Raw genomic sequence first — 22,242 nt, 5'->3', positions numbered from 1 at the left:
GAAAGATGAATAGCCTATAACCCCAGGTTTAAACCAAAAGACCAGGTCCTTCCGAAGGGATAACCACTGTTGATGGAAGCTTCTCCCATTTCAGGATCAAACCCGTCTTTAATGGAAGTCCATTCCCAAAGGTCATTACCGGAGAAGTATACGCGCACCCTGTTCAGTTTTGCTCTTTCCGTCCATCGCTGAGGGAGCGTATAACCGACAATGAGTGATTTCAAGCGGATATAACGATTATTTTGCAGCATGAAATCGTTATTGGCATAGTTCCAGCCGGCGCGGGTTGGATTAACAGTCAAACGCGGATACAGGGCTTCCGGGTTACTGGTTGTCCAGGTTTTGCCAAGGAATACCGGATTCTGGTTAGTGTATAGTGCGGAATACGGATAGGCCATATATCCGTTACGCATGATGTTTTGTTTCAACTGCCCCTGGAAAGTGGTGAAGAGATCGATACCTTTCCATGATGCGCCCAGGTTAAGACCAAAGGTGAGATGAGGGGTACCGTCGCCTGCATATACCAGTGAACTTTTTTCATTCCCGATGTTGGTAATATTTTTTGTATTGGCAACATCTACCCGCCTGGTATCACCAGGGCGCAATGCAACCGCCTGGTTGTTTTGTGGCATATTTGCCAATAAAGTACTGCCTCCATAGGTAGCATAATAAGCATCTACATCAGCCTGGTCCCTGAAATAGCCGTTTGTTTTGAAAACGAACCACGACTGATAAGGATAACCATTTACAATATCATTTCTCCCGGCGCCATAACTATCTTTCCCCTCTACGCCGGTAACCAGTGTATTGGTATTGCTGATATTAAAGGTGGCACTGTAACTGAAGTCTTTCTTTGAGTCTTTCCAGGAGAGGATAAATTCCCACCCTTTAGTTTTGAACCTTCCACTATTGGTTTTTGGGGCGGATCCACCCAACACGGAAGGATAGGTAACATCCACCAGCATGCCGATATTTTCTTTAACAAAGTAATCGACATTGGTAGAAAGCCTGTTAGACAGGAAATTCAGGTCCACCCCGATATTCTGCTGCTTTACTTTTTCCCAGGTCCTGTTATAGCTGATCAGGCCATTATTATTAAGGCCGGTTGATTGCTGCTGCGTTACAGGAGATCCCAGTGCCGTTGATCCGATATTGACGGTAGAAAGATAGTCGAATGCTCCCAACCCGGACGCCTCATTACCGGTAGTACCATAGGTAGCACGGATCTTACCAAAACTGAGAATAGTGTTTAATCTGTCCATGAAAGCTTCATTGGTAAATACCCAGCCCAACTGCACGGTACCAAAGTTTTTGAACTTATAGCCCTGGGCAAACCTGGAATTACCATCTCTTCTTCCCACTAACTCCACCAGGTATTTTTCCGCGTAGTTATAATTCAGACGGCCAAGATAAGAATAGCGGCCATTCAGACTTTTAGACCCGGCATTGGTTTGTGTGGTGGTAGACCCCAGACCAATGTCGTATACGCCCATATCGGCAAAGCCAATACGCTGGGCTGATACCCACTGTGTATTATTTTTTTCGGCATTGATACCCGCTATTGCCGCAATATTATGCTTCGATGCAAAGACCTTATTATAGCGGAGTAAGCCTGAATAGTATTGATACGTACCCTGCCAGGCATAGGTATAATAAATATTATTGGTTCCCCCTGTATTAAGACCAATACCCGTAGGTACGTTGTACCAGTTGTATAACTGTACCGGTAGTACGTAGCGCTCCTGGTTGAACCTTTCGTTCTGGAGAGAAGCCAGACCTTCCAGCGACAGGTCTTTTGTAATCTTGTAGGTGGCTTTCACATCCGCCCGGCCTGTCAGTGAATTCTTGTTGCTGCGTCCACCGGCCGCAGTCATAGCCGCTGCATTCCTATTGGCGCCGCCATCAATACCATTAAAAGTGGCAAACCAGTTGCCATAGGGATTTTTAGCTGGAAAGAACGGCATATCATATGCATAGAGCGTATTATCCAGCCCTACGGAAGGCTCGCTGGTTTTTGCGTCGATGAGGCTGATATTGGTTTCCAGTTTCAGGTTCTCTGTCAGATTGTAGTCGTAATTAAACCTGGCGTTGTATTGTTTCTGTCCATCGTAAGCGGTAGCGAGGTTCCCCTGGTTGTCGGCATAGCCGAAAGACAGGCGGTAGGACGACTTTTCCGTACTGTTGGAAAGGCTTAAATTATGTTGATAGGAATACCGGGGGGCAAACATTTCCTTAATCCTGTTGGCATTGTATATATAGAAATCGGTTCCGAACAGTTGGTAAGCACCTTCAACACCCTGCTGCATTTTTTTCAGGTTATCTTCGCCCCATACCCACCAGTTGGGAACCGTTTCCTCCTTGTTTGCTTCCAGCCACATGGTGGCATATTCCTGCATAGAAGGAGAGTAACCGGTGATGCCATTTGTAACGAAACGCATGTTACCGTTATAATCTACTTTAAGTTTTCCCTTGCCTCTTTTGGTGGTAACAAGTATAACCCCATTGGCTGCACGGGATCCGTATATGGCAGCAGATCCGTCTTTCAGCACAGAGATGCTTTCAATATCATCCGGGTTAAGATTCTGGAAAGAGTAATAATTGAGAATAGGCACACCATCTACTACAATAAGCGGATCGCTACCATTTACAGAGGAAGCGCCGCGGATACGCAGGGCAATTCCTTCGTTACCAGGGCGCGGGGAACTCCTGGTCACCACCAGGCCAGGTGTTTGTCCCTGGAGTGCCAGGGCGATGTTGGTTACTGCCCTGCTTTCAAATATTTTGCCAGACACCTGCTCTACTGCGCCAGTGAGGGTAGCCTTCTTTTGTTGGGCATAGCCCACCACCACTACTTCGTCCATATTACCCGCAGGCTTCAGCTTAATATTCAGCGACCCGTTTGTAATAATCACTTCCTGTTTTTCAAAACTCAGGTAACTCACCGTCAGTACGGAGGAGGAAGCAGATGCCGAGAGAGAAAACAATCCATTTCTATCAGCAGTTGTTCCCACCTTGGTTCCTTTCACCAAAATGGTAGCGCCAATTAATGGTTCCCCGGTTTCTGCATTAACAACCTTCCCGGAGACAATCTTTTCGCCGGTTTTAACCTGTACAAGCGTGGAACTGGCCTTCGACGTACCATACCCGGAAACAATCTTTTCACCGGTTTTAACCTGTGCCGGCAATAATTTTGCAAATAACAACAATAGCAATGTCCCGAAGAATCCGGCACATGTTGGTAATAGTCTGATTTTACGCATACCAGTTTTTTTAAGCGTGGTTGAACGTGGATAATAAATCTTGATAAAGTGTTTTACTTCTTATACTGACAAGAAATCAGGGATAAATGACTCTTCTGATAATTCATGAAACGTAGAATGATTGTCATAACGAGCAAATTCAATTTTGATTGATAAGTATCGCTGGCCAGCATGCAAAGTAAACGCATACTCCCCCCAACTATAAGGGGGAGTAGTCTCATAAAAAGGGGGGTGTATTGTGAAATTCAGGGATAATTTGCCCCTTGCCGGGGCATTTGCCGGGAAAGACGCTGCAGTTTAAGATACCCCGGGGGTCAGACTTGCTTCCGGGCGGCGCTCTTTTTTCTTACCTCTGTTTGTTCGAGGTTGTATTTATCTTCGAATACCTTCCGGTAACGTCTTATATATTCAGAAGGATTCATGCCAAACACCTTATTGAATTGTTTCCTGAAAAATTTAACGTCGTTAATACCGACCTGGAAACCTACCTCATTTACATTCAGGCTTGTATTTATCATGAGCTCAGCTGCCTTCCTTAGCCTTATAAAGCGGACGAACCCTCTCAGCGATTCTCCGGAAACCAGCCGGATTTTTTTATAAACCGAGGAATGGCTCATACCAATTTCCCTGGCTAACACCTTTATATTGAATTCGTCATTATCGAGGTTAGCCTCCACTATTGTAATACATTTTTCAACAAACTCCTTATACTGCCCTGAAACCTTGAAATCATTTTTGCGGAGTGTCACTTCATTGAGAAAATAATTGCGCAGATTATCTCTCGTTTGCAGCACACCCTGTACTGCCGCTGCCAGCAATTCTTTTTCAAATGGCTTTGTGATGTAATAATCGCTGCCAACTTCAGCACTTTCCAACTTTCCTTCTTCTGCTGAGGAGCCTGTGAGCAGGATTACCGGGATATGATTCAGCGCAGTACTCTGTTTGATCTCTTTACAGAGCTCCAGCCCCGACATCGTCTCCATCCTGATATCACTGACCACAATGTCTGGTAATATAGCAATTGCCTTTTCCAGTCCTTCTTTCCCGTTACTGGCCTCCTCTATGTTAAATGCCGACCGGAACATGCCTGAAATATATTGGCGTATCTGCGCGTCATCATCTACGATCAACATAGTTTGCCTGGCCGTTATCATCGTTCCGATCGCTTCTTCGTCTGACTGCGCAGGCTGTAGTCTTTCCAGCGCGTCATCTTCCATTGCAGTCAAAAAATTGGTTCTATCACCGGGAACGTCAGGCAGCGGCTCAGCAGGTGAAGTTGCATTACCCACGGGTAAAACAACTTTGAATACCGTCCCATTGCCCTCCCTGCTTTCAAAACTGACGTTACCACCGTGCAGCATTATAAATTGCTTTACCAGGTACAAGCCAATTCCGAATCCTGATTGCGGTGTATGACTGAGGCTCTCCGACCTGTAGAATTTCTCAAATATATGCCTGGCGCTGTCGGGCGCGATTCCATAACCCGTATCAGCAATTGTTATTTCCACCTGGCCGGCAGCAGAGGAAAGCTTCATTTCGATGCTGCCGCCGGCAGGCGTATATTTCAAAGCATTCGATAACAGGTTGAACAGCGCTATCTCCAGTTTCTCCCTGTCGCCGGATATCCATAATGCCTCCCTATCACAAACGAATGAATAGTGCTGATTGGCTGACTGGGCCTGTTGTTCAAAATATTGGAATACGTCCCAACATAATTCCGTGAAATTAAAACGGGCTGGTTTCAAGTGGTCAATATCGCTGTCTACCCTCCTGAACATCAGGAGCTGATCGAGCAAACGAAGCAGCCGGCGGGCATTCCTATATATCGTAACCAATTCACGATGATGCTTTCCATCTGGCTCTTGCCTGGTCATCAGATCCTTCACAGGATTAATAATGAGCGTGAGTGGCGTACGAAACTCATGTGATACGTTGGTAAAGAAGGCAATCTTTTTTTCATTGAGCTCTCTTTCTTTCTCTGTATTCATATTTGCCATGGCCACCTCGTACTTAAGCCGCCGCTGCTTAGTCTTATAGGTAATATAAATTGCAACAGCAGCCATCATCATAAACAGGTAAAACAGATATGCCCACCAGGACGCATACCAGGGAGGTAATACTATTATTTCCAGGCTTATTTCATTGGCGATCCACCGGCCTTCGGCGTTCGTGCTCTTTACCCGAAATGTGTAATGGCCTGCAGCAAGGTGCGTGTAGGTAGCTGTTCTTGTATTGCCGGCCTGGTTCCAGCTTTTATCCCAGCCAACCATATAATAGGCATAGGAGATCTTATCGGAAGTGGAATAATCCAGCGCCGTGAAATCGAAAGAAAAGACGGCATCGCGGTATGGTACCCGGATTTTCTGTATGTTATCTCCCTGCTGTTCCGTAATGTAGCCTGGTCGCTGCCCGATAGGCATATTATTAATATGAATATCGGTGAAAAGCATTTTGGGCTTTCCGCCCGATGCGGTGATATTGGATGGCTGGAAGATGTTCAACCCTTTAATTCCGCCAAACATCAATTCGCCGGACTTCAGCCGGAGAGCAGCATTATAGTTAAATTGGTTGCTGGAAAGCCCATCACCCTGGTAGAAATTGGTAAAATTCTTCCGGGTGGCATCAAACCGGGAAATGCCATAAAAAGTACTTATCCACAGATCGCCCTTGTCGTCTTCCAGGATATTGAGTACGGCATTGTTACAAAGCCCTTCGGCTGCCGTATAGCGTTCCAATACTTTCCCCTGAACGCGATCAAGCAAAATCAGGCCTCCTCCTTCTGTTCCAATCCAGAAACGCCCTTTACTGTCTTCATGAATGGCTCTTACCGGGTTGCCCAGCATATAGGATGTATGCTTTTTGTTTTGCGGATCAATCTTTATGAGGCTGCGGAGATTCCCTGCCCATAGTTGTCCGGACCGGTCTTCTTCCATAGTAAAAAGATCAGTAAGACTATCGTCAAATAGCCTGAAGGAGTCCTGCGATCTGTCATATTTATATAGCGCCCCCTTATACAAAGAGCCCCTGCCAAAGGTTCCCGCCCATAGCGTATTTTTGCTGTCTTTATGTAACAGGTAAACGGTTTTACTCTCTTTATTGCTATTATTATAGGTCAGCCTGTAATGCCGGAAGGTGTTTGTTTTTTTGTCAAACCTGTTAATACCTCCCCAGAAAGTAGACACCCAAATATGCTGTTCATTGTCGCATCGTATATTTGTTACGAAATTATCACTGAGAGAAACAGGTATCCCTGGCTGATGAACGAAATTGGTGAACTGTCCTGCTTTCCGCTGCCACCTGCTTAACCCGCCGCCATCGGTACCTACCCAGATGGTGCCGTCGTTTTCTTCGCAAAAGGCAAAAATGAAATTGCTTATAAGGCTATTGCTGTTCAACGGGTCATGGAGGAAAGACTGAAATCTATCTTTCTTCGGATCTATGATGTTGACCCCACCCCTTAGTGTCCCGATCCACTTTCTGCCATCCACATCTTCATAAATTGCGCTTACTGAGCTACTTGCAAGCGTATAATTGTTATTGCCGGAGGGAATATTTCCCGCCACGGTTCCGTTTCCCGTAAGAATAATATTTATGCCTCCACCATTAGTGGCAATCCACAGCCTGCCACTTTTATCGAGGAACAGGCCGGATACTTTATTATAAGAGAGTTTCCCATTTTCCTCCGTATAGGACTCCTGGTATTGATTGGAGGAAATAGCATACCTCTGCAGTCCGTTGGGCGTACCTATCCAAAGCATATCCCTGTCGGCTTTTATACAGTCGCCCGTTGGAAAGGTTCCGTTAACAAGAATGACCCGGGCAGTGTTTTTATCCATGCGGCACAGTCCCCGCCCCTGCACAAACAACCAAACATCACCATTGGGGGCTACCTCGATAGCTCCTGCGTCGTACGAAAAGAGGCGCTGACCGTCGGCCTCCAGCGGTATTGGCACGGCAGTATATGTTCCCGCAGGGCAAAACAGGAGGCCCAGCCCCTCTGTTCCAATCAACATATTCCCTTTCGCATCTTTTTTAATATCCCGTACAACTGCGGTGATCCGCTCATATCTTGTTGTACCGGTTAGCCGGTACCGTACACTGCTGAATTTTCCGGATACCTGGTCATATATATTCAGCCCCTGTCGCGTGCCTACCCAAAGTTTATACTGCAAATCCTCATTGATGGTGAATACCCAGTTATTTACCAGGGAGCTGCTGTCGTTGAACCTGTTCCGGAATACCTTGAATACATTACCGTCATACCTGTTCAGCCCATCATAGGTTCCAAACCACATAAATCCTTTATGATCCTGGAATACACAGCGTACCGCATTATTCGACAACCCCTGTTCTATGCCCAGGTATGATATAACATGGTGAGTATTATCGCCGGCCAGGGAACCAGGTGCGTGGAACGCTGCCACCATCAGCAGCAAACAGTACATTAAAAATTTTTTCATCCCGTGAAATTGAAACTAGTATAAAAGGATATCAGCAATGCCTGCTATCGCTCTATTATGACCTTGGTTGATTGGTTGGATTACGAATTTACCCCACGCCTCCTATCGCAATCTACAACATCATCAGCCGGCAAAAAGGGGGGGTATTCTCATAATTTGGGGTGTATTATAGTAATTTTTGTCTAAATGACAATTTTTAATTCATTAATCTTTATTTTGGGATGACGCCATCCGCCCGTCCGGGATACCAGGACAGCCGTAGTATTTCCTTTGGTGCTTTAAGACATCACCCAATTAATCATGACGATTATATCTCAGACTTCTCCGGTATTTTAATAATTAGCATAAAAAACTTAGATACTTCATGTTAAAAGTCAATTTGACATTAAAAAAATTTACATTCATTTTTTCTCCTTTGCTGGCAGGATTACTGTTAAATTCCGGGAAGGTTTCGGGCCAAAAGGAAAACCTGCAGCTATGGTATAGGTCGCCCGCAAAGGAATGGATTGAGGCATTGCCGGTGGGTAATGGTGCATTTGGCGCGATGGTATTTGGTGGTATCGGGAATGACCGGCTGCAGTTGAATGACATTACTATATGGTCCGGAGATCCACAACCGGATGCCGACAGAAAGGATGCCTACAAATTCCTGGATACCATCCGTGCGGCTATACGCCAGGAACGGTATAAGGAAGCACAGGAGCTCACCACCCGTTATATGACTTCTCCGGCCCCTTACTATTCTTCCTATCAAACCCTGGGGGATATTTTTCTTCATTATAAGACCCCTGCCACCGTTACCGACTCCTACAAACGCTGGCTGGATATTAAACAGGCGATCGCAGGGGAAGCGTTCAGCCAGCTGGGAACCACCTATCACCGCGAAACTTTTTCAAGTGCGCCGGACAGTGTGCTGGTACACCATTTAAAAGCAGATGGAAATAACCCGATTGAAGTCAGTATCCTGCTTAACCGGAAAGAAAAATCACAGACCCGCTTTGAAGCGCCCAATAAACTGGTAATGACGGGCAATACCGGGGCAACACTGGAATTTGAAGTACAACTGGCAGTGGTTACGGATGGTATTGTCACTGGTGGTGGCGATAGCCTTAACGTCAGGAACGCCAGGGAACTGACCATATACGTAACGGCCGGTACCTCGTATATACTGGATTATGACAAAGGCTTTAAGGGAGAACATCCTCACAGCAAAGTAACCCGGCGTCTGCAACAAGCCATAGGGAAAGGATATAACCGATTAAAAGCAGACCACATCGCCGATTACAAAAAATTCTTCAACAGGGTTCAGATCAACCTTGGTACCACAGCCGATTCGCTTCCCACAGATGAGCGACTTAAAGCATATGGCGATGGGAAAAGCGATCCGGGATTTGCCGCATTATTTTATCAATACGGTCGCTATCTCCTGATCTCTTCCAGCCGCCCGGGCAACCCGCTGCCGTCCAACTCTCAAGGTATATGGGGCGACGGGTTCGACCTGCCCTGGAAATGCGACTACAAATCCAATATCAATTACCAGATGAACTACTGGCCCGCAGAACCTACCAACCTGGCGGAATTGCATGAACCCATGATACGCCTGATTGCGGCACTTGTTGCGCCGGGCAGCAAAACAGCCCAAGCCTATTTCGGCCCGGATACACCTGGTTGGTATTATGGGTACACTACCAATGGCTGGGGATGGACAAGTCCGGGAGCAGCGCTGCCATGGGGGGTATTCGCAGGAGGTAGCGGCTGGGCGTGCCAGCACCTGTGGGAGCATTATGCCTTTGGACGCGATATAAATTACCTGAAACGCATATACCCTATATTAAAAGGCGCAGCCGAATTCTATCTTGCCACCATGGTCACTGATAACGAAGGCCACCTGGTTACCTCTCCTTCCACCTCTCCGGAAAATAATTTCATTACTGACAACAAACAGAAAAGTAATGTTACGGAAGGCGCCACTATGGAAAAGGCAATCATCTGGGACCTGTTCGACAATTTGGCGATGGCCAGCCGCATACTTCATACAGATGAGCCATTCAGAAAGAAAATAATTGCCGCCAGGGATAACATCAGTCCACTGAGGATAGGTAAAGGAGGGCAGCTGGAAGAATGGAATAAAGACTGGGACCTCAACTCTGATGATCCTCATCACAGGCATGTTTCGCATCTTTTTCCACTTCATCCTGGCCACCAGGTAACTGTTTTTAAAACCCCGGAACTCGCGGCTGCCGCAGGCCGTACGCTGGAATTAAGAGGCGACGACGGTACCGGCTGGTCCATTGCATGGAAAGAAAATTTCTGGGCCAGGTTACGTGATGGCGATCATGCCCATCACCTGCTATCCTACCAGCTCCGGCCTACTGCACAAAAGAGAACCGTCATGGCCGGTGCAGGCGGTACCTACTCCAATCTTTTCGATGCACATCCCCCTTTCCAGATTGATGGAAACTTCGGCGCCGTCAGCGGCATAACGGAAATGCTGCTGCAAAGTCATGAAACCTATACTACTAAAGACAGCACCTATGCTTATGTAATTGATATTCTTCCTGCACTGCCAGCTGCATGGCCTAATGGCGCTGTAAAAGGGTTGCGCGCCAGGGGTGGATTTGAGATAGACATCAACTGGCGCAACGGCCGGTTAACTGATTTCTCTATCAGATCTGCAAATGGAGAGCCCTGCAAAATACGTACGTCTGTTCCTGTGAGACTGAATAATAGCAGCAGCAGTGCATCTGTACAAGGCAGTTATATGTATGAGCTGTTTACACAAAAAGGGAAGGCTTACCGTGGGATGGCATCACCTGGAAGATAATTAAAAACCAGCGCAGGGAAATTTCCCTGCGCTGGTACCCATTTTTACTTTTAGGAATAATTAACCTGCATCCCATGGTTGGTTTGCCCGTTATTTAGGCTTGACTGGATATGTGCTTATTTCAATGAGAAAGTTAATGTTCCATAGCCCAGCTGGTCGTACCCCCCACTATTGGGGCCATAATTTCCACCACCACCCTCCGGGCGTACTTTCTGGGCGAACCGCGCACAATTAGGAGCAGCCAGTCCTTTGCGGTTTACATAATGATTATATACCAGTTCCCAAACGGGGCGGGTATTTCCCCGGCTGTTGCTGCTGATAACATCCTGTACAACGCCCACACAATTGGTATAGGGCTTAAAGGAAACCGAATCGCCCAGGTTATAGGCGGCCACATACTCTGCACCTTTTAAAAACCGGTTGTTGTCATAACCATACATATCATCGCCCTGATTCCAGGCCATCTCACAAAAGGTACCCATCAAACCGATGCCCAGCGTGGTATGTCCCTGATCGCGCCCACTTTCCTGCCATTGGCCCAGGCCATCCGGGTGAATAAAATAAATGGCATTGGCGATTGCGCCATTTCCTGCACCATGTTTAAAATAATTGATCGCTTCGTTATATATATTGCGGTCATCGCACAATACTCCCGTAGCCAGGATGGAGTTCATAACGCATAGGTCCCAGTTTGCATAGAAATGGCTCATACACCTTTCCTTTCTTACCAGGAAGGCATGATTCATGGGATAAAAAACGTTCAGCATCATTTTCTGGAATCTGGCAAAATCTGCAGGCGCCCAACCACTGTAAGTTCTCATGATTTCTGCGGCATTGGCGAACTGATATCCGTATATCCCTGCCGCCAGGTTGGCGTCGTTGTTGCCGCCGATACCTTTCAGCCTGGCCGACCACGCGTTCATGATTTGTACCGACTTATCAGCATATCGTTTGTCGCCCGATACTTTCCATCTTAATGCCGTGGCATAGGCCGCGGCAATATCATTATACAGCTGGCCGTAGTTCTCATGATGCCTCCCATCATTCCCCCGGTAAATTGTATCTGCCGGGTTGGGTTGCCAGCTAAGTGCACTGTGCGAATTATTGGTCAGCTGGTTCCATCCCGAAAGCCAGGGTTCTGCTCCTGCATCCACTTTGCTTTTCATGCGGTCGAAATCAGACTGTTTATGCAATAATCCCGGATGCACAAAAACAGTATCATGATTGTTTAATGCCAGTTTTTTCGCAGCAGTGGCCATTTCTTTTCCACATGATGTCACCACGAAAAATAAAAATATTCCTCCAATGGTCCCTCGATTCATTAATTTCACAGGTTTTTCAATTAAATAAATGTTAAAATGACAATATAAATAATATACGATAAATCATTAACGCAGGTTGCCCGGCAATATTTTCTCCGGACAAATACTTAACATTCATTTTCTTTGCATAGTCAAAGTATAGAAACGCTTATCCTTCGAATTTATCCGCTTTGGGGTCAGGGGTGAATCAAGAATGGGAGTGAAAGATTAAAGGTGGGATAACAAACTAACATAATGAGACCCAGCGCATCTAGCAGGAATTTATTTTGAATACCTATAATGGAAAAAATCGATATCAACAAAGCCGCATTCCTGCTCTAGATTAAAGTTAAAAATACCTACCCGGTCGCCACGATAGCTTCCCCAGACCAACTGGTTCTCCCCTCCGAATGGTAAAAACAATTTACCATCAAGACTATAGAAATACCTGTTAATCCCCTGGAAATCCCATGTAGACCTCAACCACACCGTATTATTTCTTACTGCTGGTCCCACGCTATCTCTATTATGGCTTATATAAGTAAAATACCGGGAGTTATTGACCTGCTTTATCCCAATGCAAGAGGTACCTGAGGTTGAAAAATGGGTCAGGCCTGCATACCCGCCATTGCACATACCTTTAATTTCCATCTTAATGGTCACTTCATTCGACGTGGTACGCAAACTTCTTTGGGTGATGGTATTGCCGGCTTTCAATAGCATATTGCCGCCTGTTGGATTTACCGGCGCATAAGCATGTAATCGTAAGAACCCTTTACGCTCGCTCAATGACCATTTATCGTTCCTTGGCTGGTAGTTCCATTCCCATTGCGGTTGTAAAACGGATGAATGAAAATCATCATTAGTTTGCATCCCTTTTTCAACATTCGGAATATTAATTGGCTTAGGAGCATTCCAAACCATTGAACCGATACCATCCTCTCCTGGTTCCCCGATAACCGGCCAGCCCTCCAGCCAGGTAACCGGCAGCAAGCTGGCAGCACGGCCTTCCCAATCGCCAGACCCATGATGTGTAAAAAAGTACCATTTCCCGTTAACCAACTGTATAAGTCCCCCCTGGTTAGGCTCTTTATCCGACGTCTTGTTTACGTGATTCAATTGCCTCATTTCCCAGGGTCCTACAATGTTTTTTGAACGCTTCATCATCAGTACCCGCCCCTCAGGCTTTACTTCGCTGAAGAGATGATAGTAATACCCGTTTATCCTGAACAACTTATTTGCTTCACTGCCCGGCGACTGGTGAATAATACGGTCCGACTCCATCAGTAAGTTTTTGCCATCAGACGTCATCCTGAAAAGATGTATATTATATTTCTTATTATTCTTCGGATCATTTTCGAAATTGGTGGCAATGAAATATAGTTGTCCGTCCTCATCGCAGAAAGAACAGCAATCATCCCATCCAGACACCTTCCACACCTGGTGAAGCGGGGTCCACGGACCTGCCGGGTTTGTAGCAGTACTCATAAAAAACCCATCGTCGGGTGTACCAAAATACACCCAAAACTTATGCTTGTAGTAACGTATGGACCCTGCCCAGACCCCTTTTCCGTAACTGTCCATTTTACTCCAGTTCAGATTTGGGCTAATTTGCGTCAGGTCGTTAACCACATGACTGATAATTTTCCAGTTGACAAGATCACGTGAATGCAAAACGGCCATACCCGGAGAATACTGCATGGTGGAGGATATGGCATAGAAATCATTCCCCACACGTATGGCATCAAGATCACTAAAATCAGCCGGAATGACGGGATTGATATAAGTCCCGTTTCCCTGGTCGCCCCACTTTTCTGTTTGCTGGCCAAATACGTTGAAGAACAGTAATGTAAAAACCAGCGATGGTATAAATATTTTAACATTCATCATTCCTGTCGCGTTTTAGTAAATACACCATTCCCAAATACCTTTTACTCCCTCAGCAATTCTGACACGGAGATAGCGGGTTTTGAGTCTGAGCACATCGGAATGCGGAGATTGTATGCGGACGTCGGGGTAGCCGCCGCAGGGGCTCCAATGTTTACCATCAACAGACGACTCCAATACATAGGAATGCCCTGCCGTTGGCCGAACAAAGTAAATGTCACTACGTTTTACCGGTACCACCCTGCCCAAATCAGCTATCATCCAGCACGCTGTATCCCCCTCCGACGCCATCCAACGGGAGCCATTAGCACCATCAACAGCAAAGGAAGGTGCAAAATATTCCACCCGCTGAAGAGAAGAATCTTTTGCGGGCTTGATTTTTACTTCAGCACGAAAGCTGGATGCAGTAACTTGTTTAATTTGTTTGGGAAGATCCGTTTTAAATTTACGTAGTGCCCCAACGCCAGACATGCTAAGATCAACGGGTTGGATAGTACCATCATCATTAAAACGAAGTTTATTTACATAAGTCTGCCGGTTCGTACTCCCCCTGCCGTATTCGAGATAAGCGAGATAATAATCATCTGTACCCTGCACGTTAAAAACACAGCCATGTCCAGGCCCGAATATCTGGCGTTTATAATTGGTAGTGGCAATAATATCGTTGCCTTTAGGCTTATCAAATGGGCCGAATGGCGACACACTACCTGAAACATAAGCATATTGGTACCTTTCATCTCCTCCCAGCGTATAAAGGAAGTAATAAATACCCTTCCGTTTAAAAAAGATAGGTCCTTCGGAATAACCGCTACGCGGCGTTTGAATTATTGCCACATTTGTGTCAACTGTTACCATATCTTCATGCAACCTGGCTGCATGCCTTAACTGCCAGAACAAATAAGTTTTTTTATCGTCGTCTGTAAAAATTTCAGCATCTATTCCAACAGGGTCATGAGACGATCGCGGCGTCAGTAAAGTATTAACTGAATACGGTTTTATAAACGTATCGGTTCCTTTAGCAAGACGGAAAGGGCCTTCCGGAGAATCGGAAACAGCTGCATACATGTATCCGTTAACTGTCGGGTAAAGATAATATTTTCCGTTGGCAGCGATAGCTTTACTAGGCGCCCAGTATACCTGCCCTGCTGCTGAAGGAAAACAAATCCCCGAAAAACTCCAATGCACAAAATCCTTTGATTTCCATACCACAGGCGGCCCTGAGGTGCTGAGTCCCCCGTCGTACCCATCGGTTGTAGCATAACAATAAAACGTGCCATTAATTTCCTGTATACTGGCATCTGCAATCATATCCGGGATAAGGGCATTCCCAAAAGGATTGGACTGTGCGGTAACAGGTATGGAACACAATAGTAGCCAAACTAGCATTCCATACCATTTGATAAATATGACGGTTCTTATATGCACGTTAATATATTTTGTTCGCCAAACTTCCGGAAAAAACATACTTCAAAATAATAACCATTGCACATTCTCACGTACATCTATTCTTCTGTCCGGGGTAAATAAGGTGCAATTTTAAAAAACATAATTGTCATTTTTACATTTATTTTAATGATAAGAGATTTGCTGTGCCTCCACAAGGGTCATCTATCTTTGGATCATTCCCTTCCATTGGCCAGTCCTGAAAGGCACAACAGCCAAGCCTGCAGTGATTGCCGCTAAATACTTTAAGCAGGGATAACTGCCCCTAACAGCATGCTTGAGCTAATACCACCGTACTTTTATGCTCAACGCATCTTCTGATAAGCCAGTTGAAGATACCTAGGCACCCAATACAACGCAACTAATATCCCTATAATCTTTCTCCAAATCCCTGTTTCTTTTTACCAGTCACAAAACCGCAATAGATTTTATCTGCCTCTATTGCATTAGTTTTCCAGACACTTAAAGTTTAACAAGATTCAGAAAAAAAACATCATTTTCACGGATGTCAAGTTCTTTACCAAAACCCGCCTTGCCTTGTACCGTAATAATTTCCCTGGAAAGTGGGGATCCGTCGTTTTGTCTTTTAATCTGGGCTACCTGTTGCCTTGTGAGCTGCGCCGGTGTTCCCAGGGAGAGGTAAGTCGAATAGGCATCATTGGAACGATAGCCCACTTTGTATATTTCCAATGCATATTTCCCCTCAGGTACGTTTGCAATATTAATCTTCAGTTTTCCTTTGGATGTCGACGGAAGATCACGGATATAATATTGCTGATTATGTACAGAATCTCCAGGGTGAGTATTGGTGAAATCCCAGGCCAGCACCTGTATATTTCCCTGCCAATCCCTGCAGATCCAGGAAGAGGAATCATTATTCACCAATTCAATATTTCCAAGCCGGTTCATAAACTGGTATGCATAGAATACCGGTTTATTAATACCCTGGGTATTGAGCATACCGAAGCCCCCATGAAAAGGCGTAAAACGGGGACCGGCTTCTTCGAAAATGTCAGTAAAAACCCAATATGACATTGAATTGGCCGCGTTGCCCACTTGTTTTAGCTTTTGCAGCACATAAGCTGCTTCGTGATAACTATCATGGATAGGATCCGCCGGGGTATAGGAAGCGCTCCATTCGGTATAATGAAGCTCCAGATGAGGCATCGCAGAACCGTTAATCTCTTCCCGCGATTGAAGCACATCGCCGCTGATGCTCATGGGATTTTTATCGAGTACAGTACCCGAGTGGCCAAATTCATCGAGATATCCCTGTTTTACCCCATAAGCATGGGTACTTATAAAATCTACAGGCACCTGATGCTTATCGCAATATTCAATCATTTCAGGCTCCCAGGCAGCGCCGGCCGTACCCGGGCCACCAACACGATAAGATGTGTTAACACTTTTAATAGCCCTGGCACTGTAAGTATATAATTTGAAATACTCCTCCTGCGTCCCTGCCCAAAAACCATCCAGGTTAGGCTCATTCCACACTTCGAAATACCAGGTTTTCACTTCTTCAGCGCCATACCGCTCCGTAAAATGCCTGGTAAGATCCTTCACCAATGCCGCCCATTTTTCATAATCTTTGGGAGGAGTTACATTGCCCCGCCACCAAAAAATTGTTTTAGAACCGCTGGCCAGTGCAGAAGGCATAAATCCCAGTTCCACAAAAGGCTTCATTCCAATGCTTTGCAAAAAGTCAAATAAAACATCAATGTACATGTAGTTATACACCGGTTTACCTTTACTATCCTCCGTATATACGGCCATATCATCTGTTAAAAGGCCATGCATACGGATATATCTGAAGCCACATTCTTTTCTCACATATGCCAGCTGCTGCTGCCAATCTGCCCGGAGTCCTTCATTGGCGCGGCCAGCCCCTACACATTCATTAAACATGGTATTGAGTTTCCCGGCTGCTTTATTAAAGTCAATATTGATAATCCGTTCGGGGATAGCTGACTTGCTCTCTTTTATCTTTTGGGCTACCACTGTCTCTACCACGATACTAAACAGCAGCATCAAAAGAATGCCATTTCTCTTCATCTCTTAATGTATTTACCTTCTTACTACCTTTTAAAAATATGCTGGGAAAAGAGATACAGGTTACGATCCCACTCCGCGTTGTCATGCCCGTTAGTGTCTACATTCCAGATGTGGGGCATTCCTATTTCGTTAAGATACTGATGAGCCTTTTCATTAATGTTCAAAAGGCCATCTTTAGTACCACATCCTATCCATAGCAATTTTAATTGTTCCCGGGCAGCATTAATATCCGGGATAAATTTTACATCCGTATACATTCCGCCAAATTTATTCGTATTGGGGGCCGAAGAAAATCCGCCTACATAGGCAAAAGTTTCGAGATGATACAGCCCTATATTTAACGACTGTCCCCCACCCATTGATAAACCTGCTAATGCACGATGTTCGCGGTCATTGCTGGTGGAATAATGTGAATCGATGTAAGGAATGATATCTTTCAATAAATCATCTTCAAAAGGTTTTCTATATCCTCCAAAACCGTCTGCTCTCCCTGAACGGCTGGCTGCTGCTGTATCTGTTACTGTCAGCTTAGCATCGCCATTGGGGAAAACCATTATTAAAGGTTGTATTTTCCCGGCTGCAATCAGGTTATCTGCAATATTATCTGCCTGGCACCATTCCGTCCATTGACGATAGTCCGATCCCAGGCCATGCAACAGGTACAGCACCGGGTACTTCTTTTCAGGCGAATATCCCGGAGGGGTATATACACTCATTTCCCGGAGTTTACCAAGCGTTTTTGAGTTGTACTGAACAACTGTTAATTTTCCGTGAGGTACATTATCATGCTGAGCATTAAACCCGGCCGGCGGATCGGGAAACGTAGGTACCGAGTCCACTTTGGAAGAAACCTTTTCTGTTTGTGCCAGACAAATATGACTGGCCATCATAAATACGATTGAAATAAATAAATACCTGGTAGTCATTTTATTTTTTTTAAACGTTATTTTATTCGCTCCAAACCAATACTCCTGCTGGTTTCAATACTTGTTCCCCAATCAGTATATGGGACTGACCGGGTATTTTCATTTCATAATTATCAGAAGAATAATTCACCGCCACATAAAAGCCATCCCGCCAATAAACATATACCCCTGGCGGATAACGCTCAGTAGTAACACCTGCATCGTTGTAGATCTCCTGCAGTACATCTGATTCCAATTTCGAATCATCTGTATCCACCCCGATATACGTAACACTACCTTTGCCTGTCTTATGTTTTACCACTGCCGCTTTTCCACTATAGAACTGGTTGTCATATGTGGCAAGCGGCGTTGTATTTTTATCCGGCACCAGTAAGTCAGCCCAGTTATTCCAGCTATAGTGCGTTGATTTCATCAGGATATCCCCTTTAGCGCTATTTGAAAGCATATCAGTTGCTTTGACCCGGGCGCCTATCAGTCCGGACATAGGCTCCGCCCATCCTGTCTCCCAAAAGTGTCCCATACGATCCTTGGTGCCTGTACGGCAGGTAATGATCAAATGACCGCCTTTTGCTGCATACTCCTGCCATTTTTTAATCAAAGCACCATCTACCATTTCGTATGCAGGCACAATGACAAACTTATATTTCGACAGATCGGCACTTTCCGGGATGACATCTACCTGCGCGCCGAATGACTTGGCTATTTCCAGGAATTTAACCGGGTAATTCCAGGAATCCCATTGCCAGGTTTGCTTTTGCCGGTCTATTGTCCAGTAATTTTCGAGGTTCCAAACAATGGCTGTTGAGCGGGCCGCCACCTTTTCCGGCATGGCGATGCCTGGTTTGTATTCCTTTCTTAGTGCCTTTATTTCCTTCATAAATTGCATATACTCCTCACCACCAGGCGAAGGCGTTACGCCATCTGTTTGCATCACACCGGCATGATATTGCTCAGCGCTGTAGTTGATCTGGCGGAACCGGTAAGAGCTGGCCAATCGCCCTCCTGTGGCAAATGTGTGATAAAGCCACATACGCACGGTACCCGGAAGCAATAGCGGATTATAACTGCCCCAGTTGACAGGGCCCGGCTGAATTTCCATCACGCCAGAAATTCCGCCAACCGACTTATAATATTCAGCTGCAAAAAGAATTACTTTACTGTTTCCCAAACGGAAGCCCAAATCCCCGATATTGTTGGTTCCTCCATTGGGATAGGCCGTGTAGGTAGCGAAATCGAGTTTATTCGTCCGCCGGGGATCGGCTCCTGTAGAAACCGCGGTGTAATTGGTAGTGATATATTGGTCCTTTGAGATATTTTCCCGTAATAGGTCCGCCTGAAAATCGAGAAATGCGCCCTGTGCATCTGCGCAATACCTTTTAAAATCCAGCAGCGTATGGGGATTATTACCCCACCAGCCTACCAGGTTGGTATTTGGAATGATCACCTGGTCGAAATTATTGTACCATTGGCTCCAGAAGGCCGTTCCCCAGGCGGTATTCAATGCTTCAATGGTTTTGTATTTTTGTTGCAGCCATTGCCTGAAGGCTTCCTGGGAAGAAGGGCTGTAATCAGCTTTCGCGTCCGGTTCATTATCCAGTTGCCAACCCACCACATGCTTATTGGTGCCGTAACGTTTACCCATCTCCGTTACAATGTTCTTTACAAACTTCCGGTAGGCGGGATTAACGATCGATCCCAATCCGCGGGTGCCTTGTTCTCCGCGGATATAGTGTCCATCCATCACGAAGGTTTCCGGGTAGTTAGTCCTCATCCATGCCGGCGTGGTGGCAGAAGGAGTACACATGAGTACTTTTAGATTATATTTTGCGCAGAGGGTTACTACCTTGTCAAGCCATTCAAATTCAAATTTCCCCTCTGTGGGTTCCATTTTAAACCAGGCAAATTCAGCCAGGTGTACAAACTCAAAACCCATCTCAGAGATCTTCTTTATATCCCGCTCCCACTGGCTTTCATCCCAATGCTCGGGATAGTAATAGATACCGGTAGTAATAAGGTGCTTCGCAGGAAAAAACCGGCTGGCATCCTGTGACCTGGCCTTCCATCCCAACAGCAGCAGCATTAACAGGCTGGTGATCCCAAGTGCAAATCGTCTTGCTATTCTTTTCATTTCTATCAAATTTCTATTTCAATACGTTCTTTTATCAGGGTATGGGCTCGACTACTGCCACAAATCCACCACGACGAAGCACGGGAACGTCTATTGTGCTGGATCTGTCTACCACCAGGTACCTGGTAGTAAATGCTTTATCGTGTTTCCCATCACTAATTAATGTCAGCTTATATTTAATACCTTCTGGCAGAAAACTAAAACTTACCGCTTCCTTCTTTTCCTGCATTTCGGCGTTAATGCCACCGATAAACCAAACATTATTTTTGCGACGTGCCAGCACCACATCTTTACCCGGATACCCGGCCAGTAACCTGGTATCATCCCATGCAGCCGGCACTTCTTTCAGGAATGTTTTGGCGGCATCCGGTAGTTGGCGATAGCCTTCCGGGCGGTCTGCCAGGTGCTGAATGCCGGATTCAAAAACAATGCTCAATGCCAGCTCGTGCCCATACGAAGTAATATGCGGATATTGAGAATTGGTAAAGGTAACCGGTGTATAATCCATGGGGCCTACTACGTTACGGGTAAAGGGCAGAACAGTATTATGCGCCGGGGCAGCCATGGTGAAATCCGGGCCATTGTTGTACCATTCCGCCCCGCGTACCGCCTCATGCGTCATCAGGTTGGGATAGGTCCTTGTCCATCCCCGCGGCACCAGGCAACCGTGGAAATAAACCATCATTTCGAATTCGGCTGCATCTTTCAGAATATCAAGATAGTATTGGATCATATCCTGCTTCTCGCTCTCAAAGAAATCGACTTTTATACCTTTAACACCCAACTTTTTCAATTTTGTAAATTCTTCCACCCTCTTTTCATGCGTCAGCAACCTGTCGCGGGGTGTAGAACTAACATAAGTATGAGGACCACCAGAGTTATACCACATCAATGGCTTTACTCCTTTTGATTGAATGTACTGCAGTGCATCCTCCAGGTTTCCTCCATTACCCATGTTATCCCATTCCCAGTCGAGCAAGGTATAGGGCCAGTTCATTTCCGCTGCCAGGTCGGCAAACTCACAAACAATTTTATAATCCCGTGTGCCGTGGTTGCTGGACCAGTAATTCCAGGAAGCAATTCCAGGTTTAATCCAATCGGTATGCTTTACAACGGAAGGAGCCGACACATCATCCACCAGGGTAGATGCCACGATATCAGGCAGGGAACCTGCAATGATCACGCGCCACGGCGATTGCCACGGCAGCGTGATGGTAGGTTGTGATGCCCCCAGTCCTCTCCCATCTCCCGGATCTGGAAACGTCAATTTGTACACCGATTCATCATGGGTGTTACTGAGCTTAGTACCGCAATAGGTTCCTGTTACATCAGCTTCATGTAACAGGAACCAGCTGGAATTATCTTTTAACTTAAACAGCGCCGGGTAACACCATTGCTGCCTTTGAATACTACTATCGCTCATGGAAGTATAAAATCCTTCGTTGGCCGTATTCCATTTTTCCATCCATCGGTTTGTTTCTTTGGGGATGGTGTAAGCAGTCAGTTCATCCTTTACCACAAACGTTCCTTGATTCTCCGGAAACTCATAACGGAAAGCAATGCCATCGTTATAAGCCCTGATAACAAGGTTCATTTTTGCTTTGGAGGGATTCTCAAAAGAAACGATCACTTCATTCCCTTCATTGGTACAAATCGATCTTTTACCATGTAATGCAGTATACTGCTCATGGATCAGCCGGGGTTTACCCGCTTTAAGAAACTTCAGCTCCTTTGAAAATTCCTGATCGCTGCGTACCAGTCCAATATCAATACGTGGAATTACTTCCGCCATCTTTCCCTGGTTGTTGCAGGATGCTTTGATATACCATCCACTATCCTCCGTAGAAAATAAAGAAACACTTATCCGTTGATCCGGCGATTGCACCGTTACCTTTTGGGCAAACGATGTCATCACGTAAAAAGAAAAAAAGGAAACAACGCCAATCGCAAATTTCATA

The 22,242-nt window shown here is 45.7% G+C and carries 10 protein-coding genes; 1 reads left to right on the top strand and 9 read right to left on the bottom strand.

Going from position 1 to position 22,242, the window contains the following annotated elements; genetic code table 11:
- Window positions 1–14: 14 nt before the first annotated feature.
- Both HGH91_RS00880 and HGH91_RS00875 read right to left on the bottom strand, forming a co-directional pair.
- Window positions 15–3,260 (bottom strand): SusC/RagA family TonB-linked outer membrane protein, encoded by a 3,246-nt coding sequence (locus HGH91_RS00880; RefSeq protein WP_168736581.1) that lies wholly within the window; start codon window positions 3,258–3,260, stop codon window positions 15–17.
- Between the two features lie 314 nt (window positions 3,261–3,574).
- The gene (locus HGH91_RS00875; RefSeq protein WP_168736580.1) at window positions 3,575–7,720 is read right to left on the bottom strand and encodes a hybrid sensor histidine kinase/response regulator transcription factor; all 4,146 of its coding nucleotides are present in this window, start codon (window positions 7,718–7,720) and stop codon (window positions 3,575–3,577) included.
- Between the two features lie 364 nt (window positions 7,721–8,084).
- Here HGH91_RS00875 and HGH91_RS00870 point away from each other — a divergent pair, with 364 nt between their 5' ends.
- Window positions 8,085–10,544 carry a glycosyl hydrolase family 95 catalytic domain-containing protein gene (locus HGH91_RS00870; RefSeq protein WP_168736579.1) on the top strand — a complete coding sequence of 820 codons (2,460 nt, stop codon included), beginning with the start codon at window positions 8,085–8,087 and terminating at the stop codon, window positions 10,542–10,544.
- Between the two features lie 116 nt (window positions 10,545–10,660).
- Here the strand turns inward: HGH91_RS00870 and HGH91_RS00865 are convergent, their stop codons facing one another.
- The 7 genes from HGH91_RS00865 to HGH91_RS00835 form a co-directional block, all read right to left on the bottom strand.
- Window positions 10,661–11,866: an alginate lyase family protein gene (locus tag HGH91_RS00865; protein WP_168736578.1), complete on the bottom strand. Its 1,206-nt coding sequence runs from the start codon at window positions 11,864–11,866 to the stop codon at window positions 10,661–10,663.
- A 261-nt stretch (window positions 11,867–12,127) separates the two neighbouring features.
- Window positions 12,128–13,735 carry a glycoside hydrolase 43 family protein gene (locus tag HGH91_RS00860; protein WP_211092158.1) on the bottom strand — a complete coding sequence of 536 codons (1,608 nt, stop codon included), beginning with the start codon at window positions 13,733–13,735 and terminating at the stop codon, window positions 12,128–12,130.
- A gap of 12 nt (window positions 13,736–13,747) precedes the next feature.
- A complete protein-coding gene (locus HGH91_RS00855; protein WP_168736577.1) occupies window positions 13,748–15,118 on the bottom strand; it encodes a family 43 glycosylhydrolase in 1,371 nt (456 codons plus the stop codon).
- Window positions 15,119–15,637: 519 nt separating this feature from the next.
- Window positions 15,638–17,230, bottom strand: a complete 1,593-nt coding sequence (locus tag HGH91_RS00850; protein ID WP_168736576.1) for a GH39 family glycosyl hydrolase — start codon at window positions 17,228–17,230, stop codon at window positions 15,638–15,640.
- A gap of 23 nt (window positions 17,231–17,253) precedes the next feature.
- Window positions 17,254–18,156 (bottom strand): alpha/beta hydrolase, encoded by a 903-nt coding sequence (locus HGH91_RS00845; RefSeq protein WP_211092157.1) that lies wholly within the window; start codon window positions 18,154–18,156, stop codon window positions 17,254–17,256.
- Between the two features lie 22 nt (window positions 18,157–18,178).
- Window positions 18,179–20,284: a beta-galactosidase gene (locus HGH91_RS00840; protein WP_211092156.1), complete on the bottom strand. Its 2,106-nt coding sequence runs from the start codon at window positions 20,282–20,284 to the stop codon at window positions 18,179–18,181.
- 34 nt (window positions 20,285–20,318) lie between these two features.
- A complete protein-coding gene (locus HGH91_RS00835) occupies window positions 20,319–22,241 on the bottom strand; it encodes a glycoside hydrolase family 97 protein (RefSeq protein WP_168736575.1) in 1,923 nt (640 codons plus the stop codon).
- Window position 22,242 lies beyond the last annotated feature (1 nt).

It is taken from the genome of Chitinophaga eiseniae, assembly GCF_012641265.1.
Lineage (GTDB): Bacteria > Bacteroidota > Bacteroidia > Chitinophagales > Chitinophagaceae > Chitinophaga > Chitinophaga eiseniae_A.
Note: the sequence above shows the minus strand (reverse complement) of the source record. Positions and strands in the feature narration are given on the sequence as shown.

Excerpts from the sequence above, each read along its gene's own strand:
- HGH91_RS00870 (WP_168736579.1), top strand. The coding sequence starts at position 8,085 with ATGTTAAAAGTCAATTTGACATTAAAAAAATTTACATTCATTTTTTCT.
- HGH91_RS00865 (WP_168736578.1), bottom strand. The coding sequence starts at position 11,866 with ATGAATCGAGGGACCATTGGAGGAATATTTTTATTTTTCGTGGTGACA.
- HGH91_RS00835 (WP_168736575.1), bottom strand. The coding sequence starts at position 22,241 with ATGAAATTTGCGATTGGCGTTGTTTCCTTTTTTTCTTTTTACGTGATG.
- HGH91_RS00875 (WP_168736580.1), bottom strand. The coding sequence starts at position 7,720 with ATGAAAAAATTTTTAATGTACTGTTTGCTGCTGATGGTGGCAGCGTTC.
- HGH91_RS00845 (WP_211092157.1), bottom strand. The coding sequence starts at position 18,156 with ATGACTACCAGGTATTTATTTATTTCAATCGTATTTATGATGGCCAGT.
- HGH91_RS00860 (WP_211092158.1), bottom strand. The coding sequence starts at position 13,735 with ATGATGAATGTTAAAATATTTATACCATCGCTGGTTTTTACATTACTG.
- HGH91_RS00855 (WP_168736577.1), bottom strand. The coding sequence starts at position 15,118 with ATGCTAGTTTGGCTACTATTGTGTTCCATACCTGTTACCGCACAGTCC.
- HGH91_RS00880 (WP_168736581.1), bottom strand. The coding sequence starts at position 3,260 with ATGCGTAAAATCAGACTATTACCAACATGTGCCGGATTCTTCGGGACA.
- HGH91_RS00850 (WP_168736576.1), bottom strand. The coding sequence starts at position 17,230 with ATGAAGAGAAATGGCATTCTTTTGATGCTGCTGTTTAGTATCGTGGTA.
- HGH91_RS00840 (WP_211092156.1), bottom strand. The coding sequence starts at position 20,284 with ATGAAAAGAATAGCAAGACGATTTGCACTTGGGATCACCAGCCTGTTA.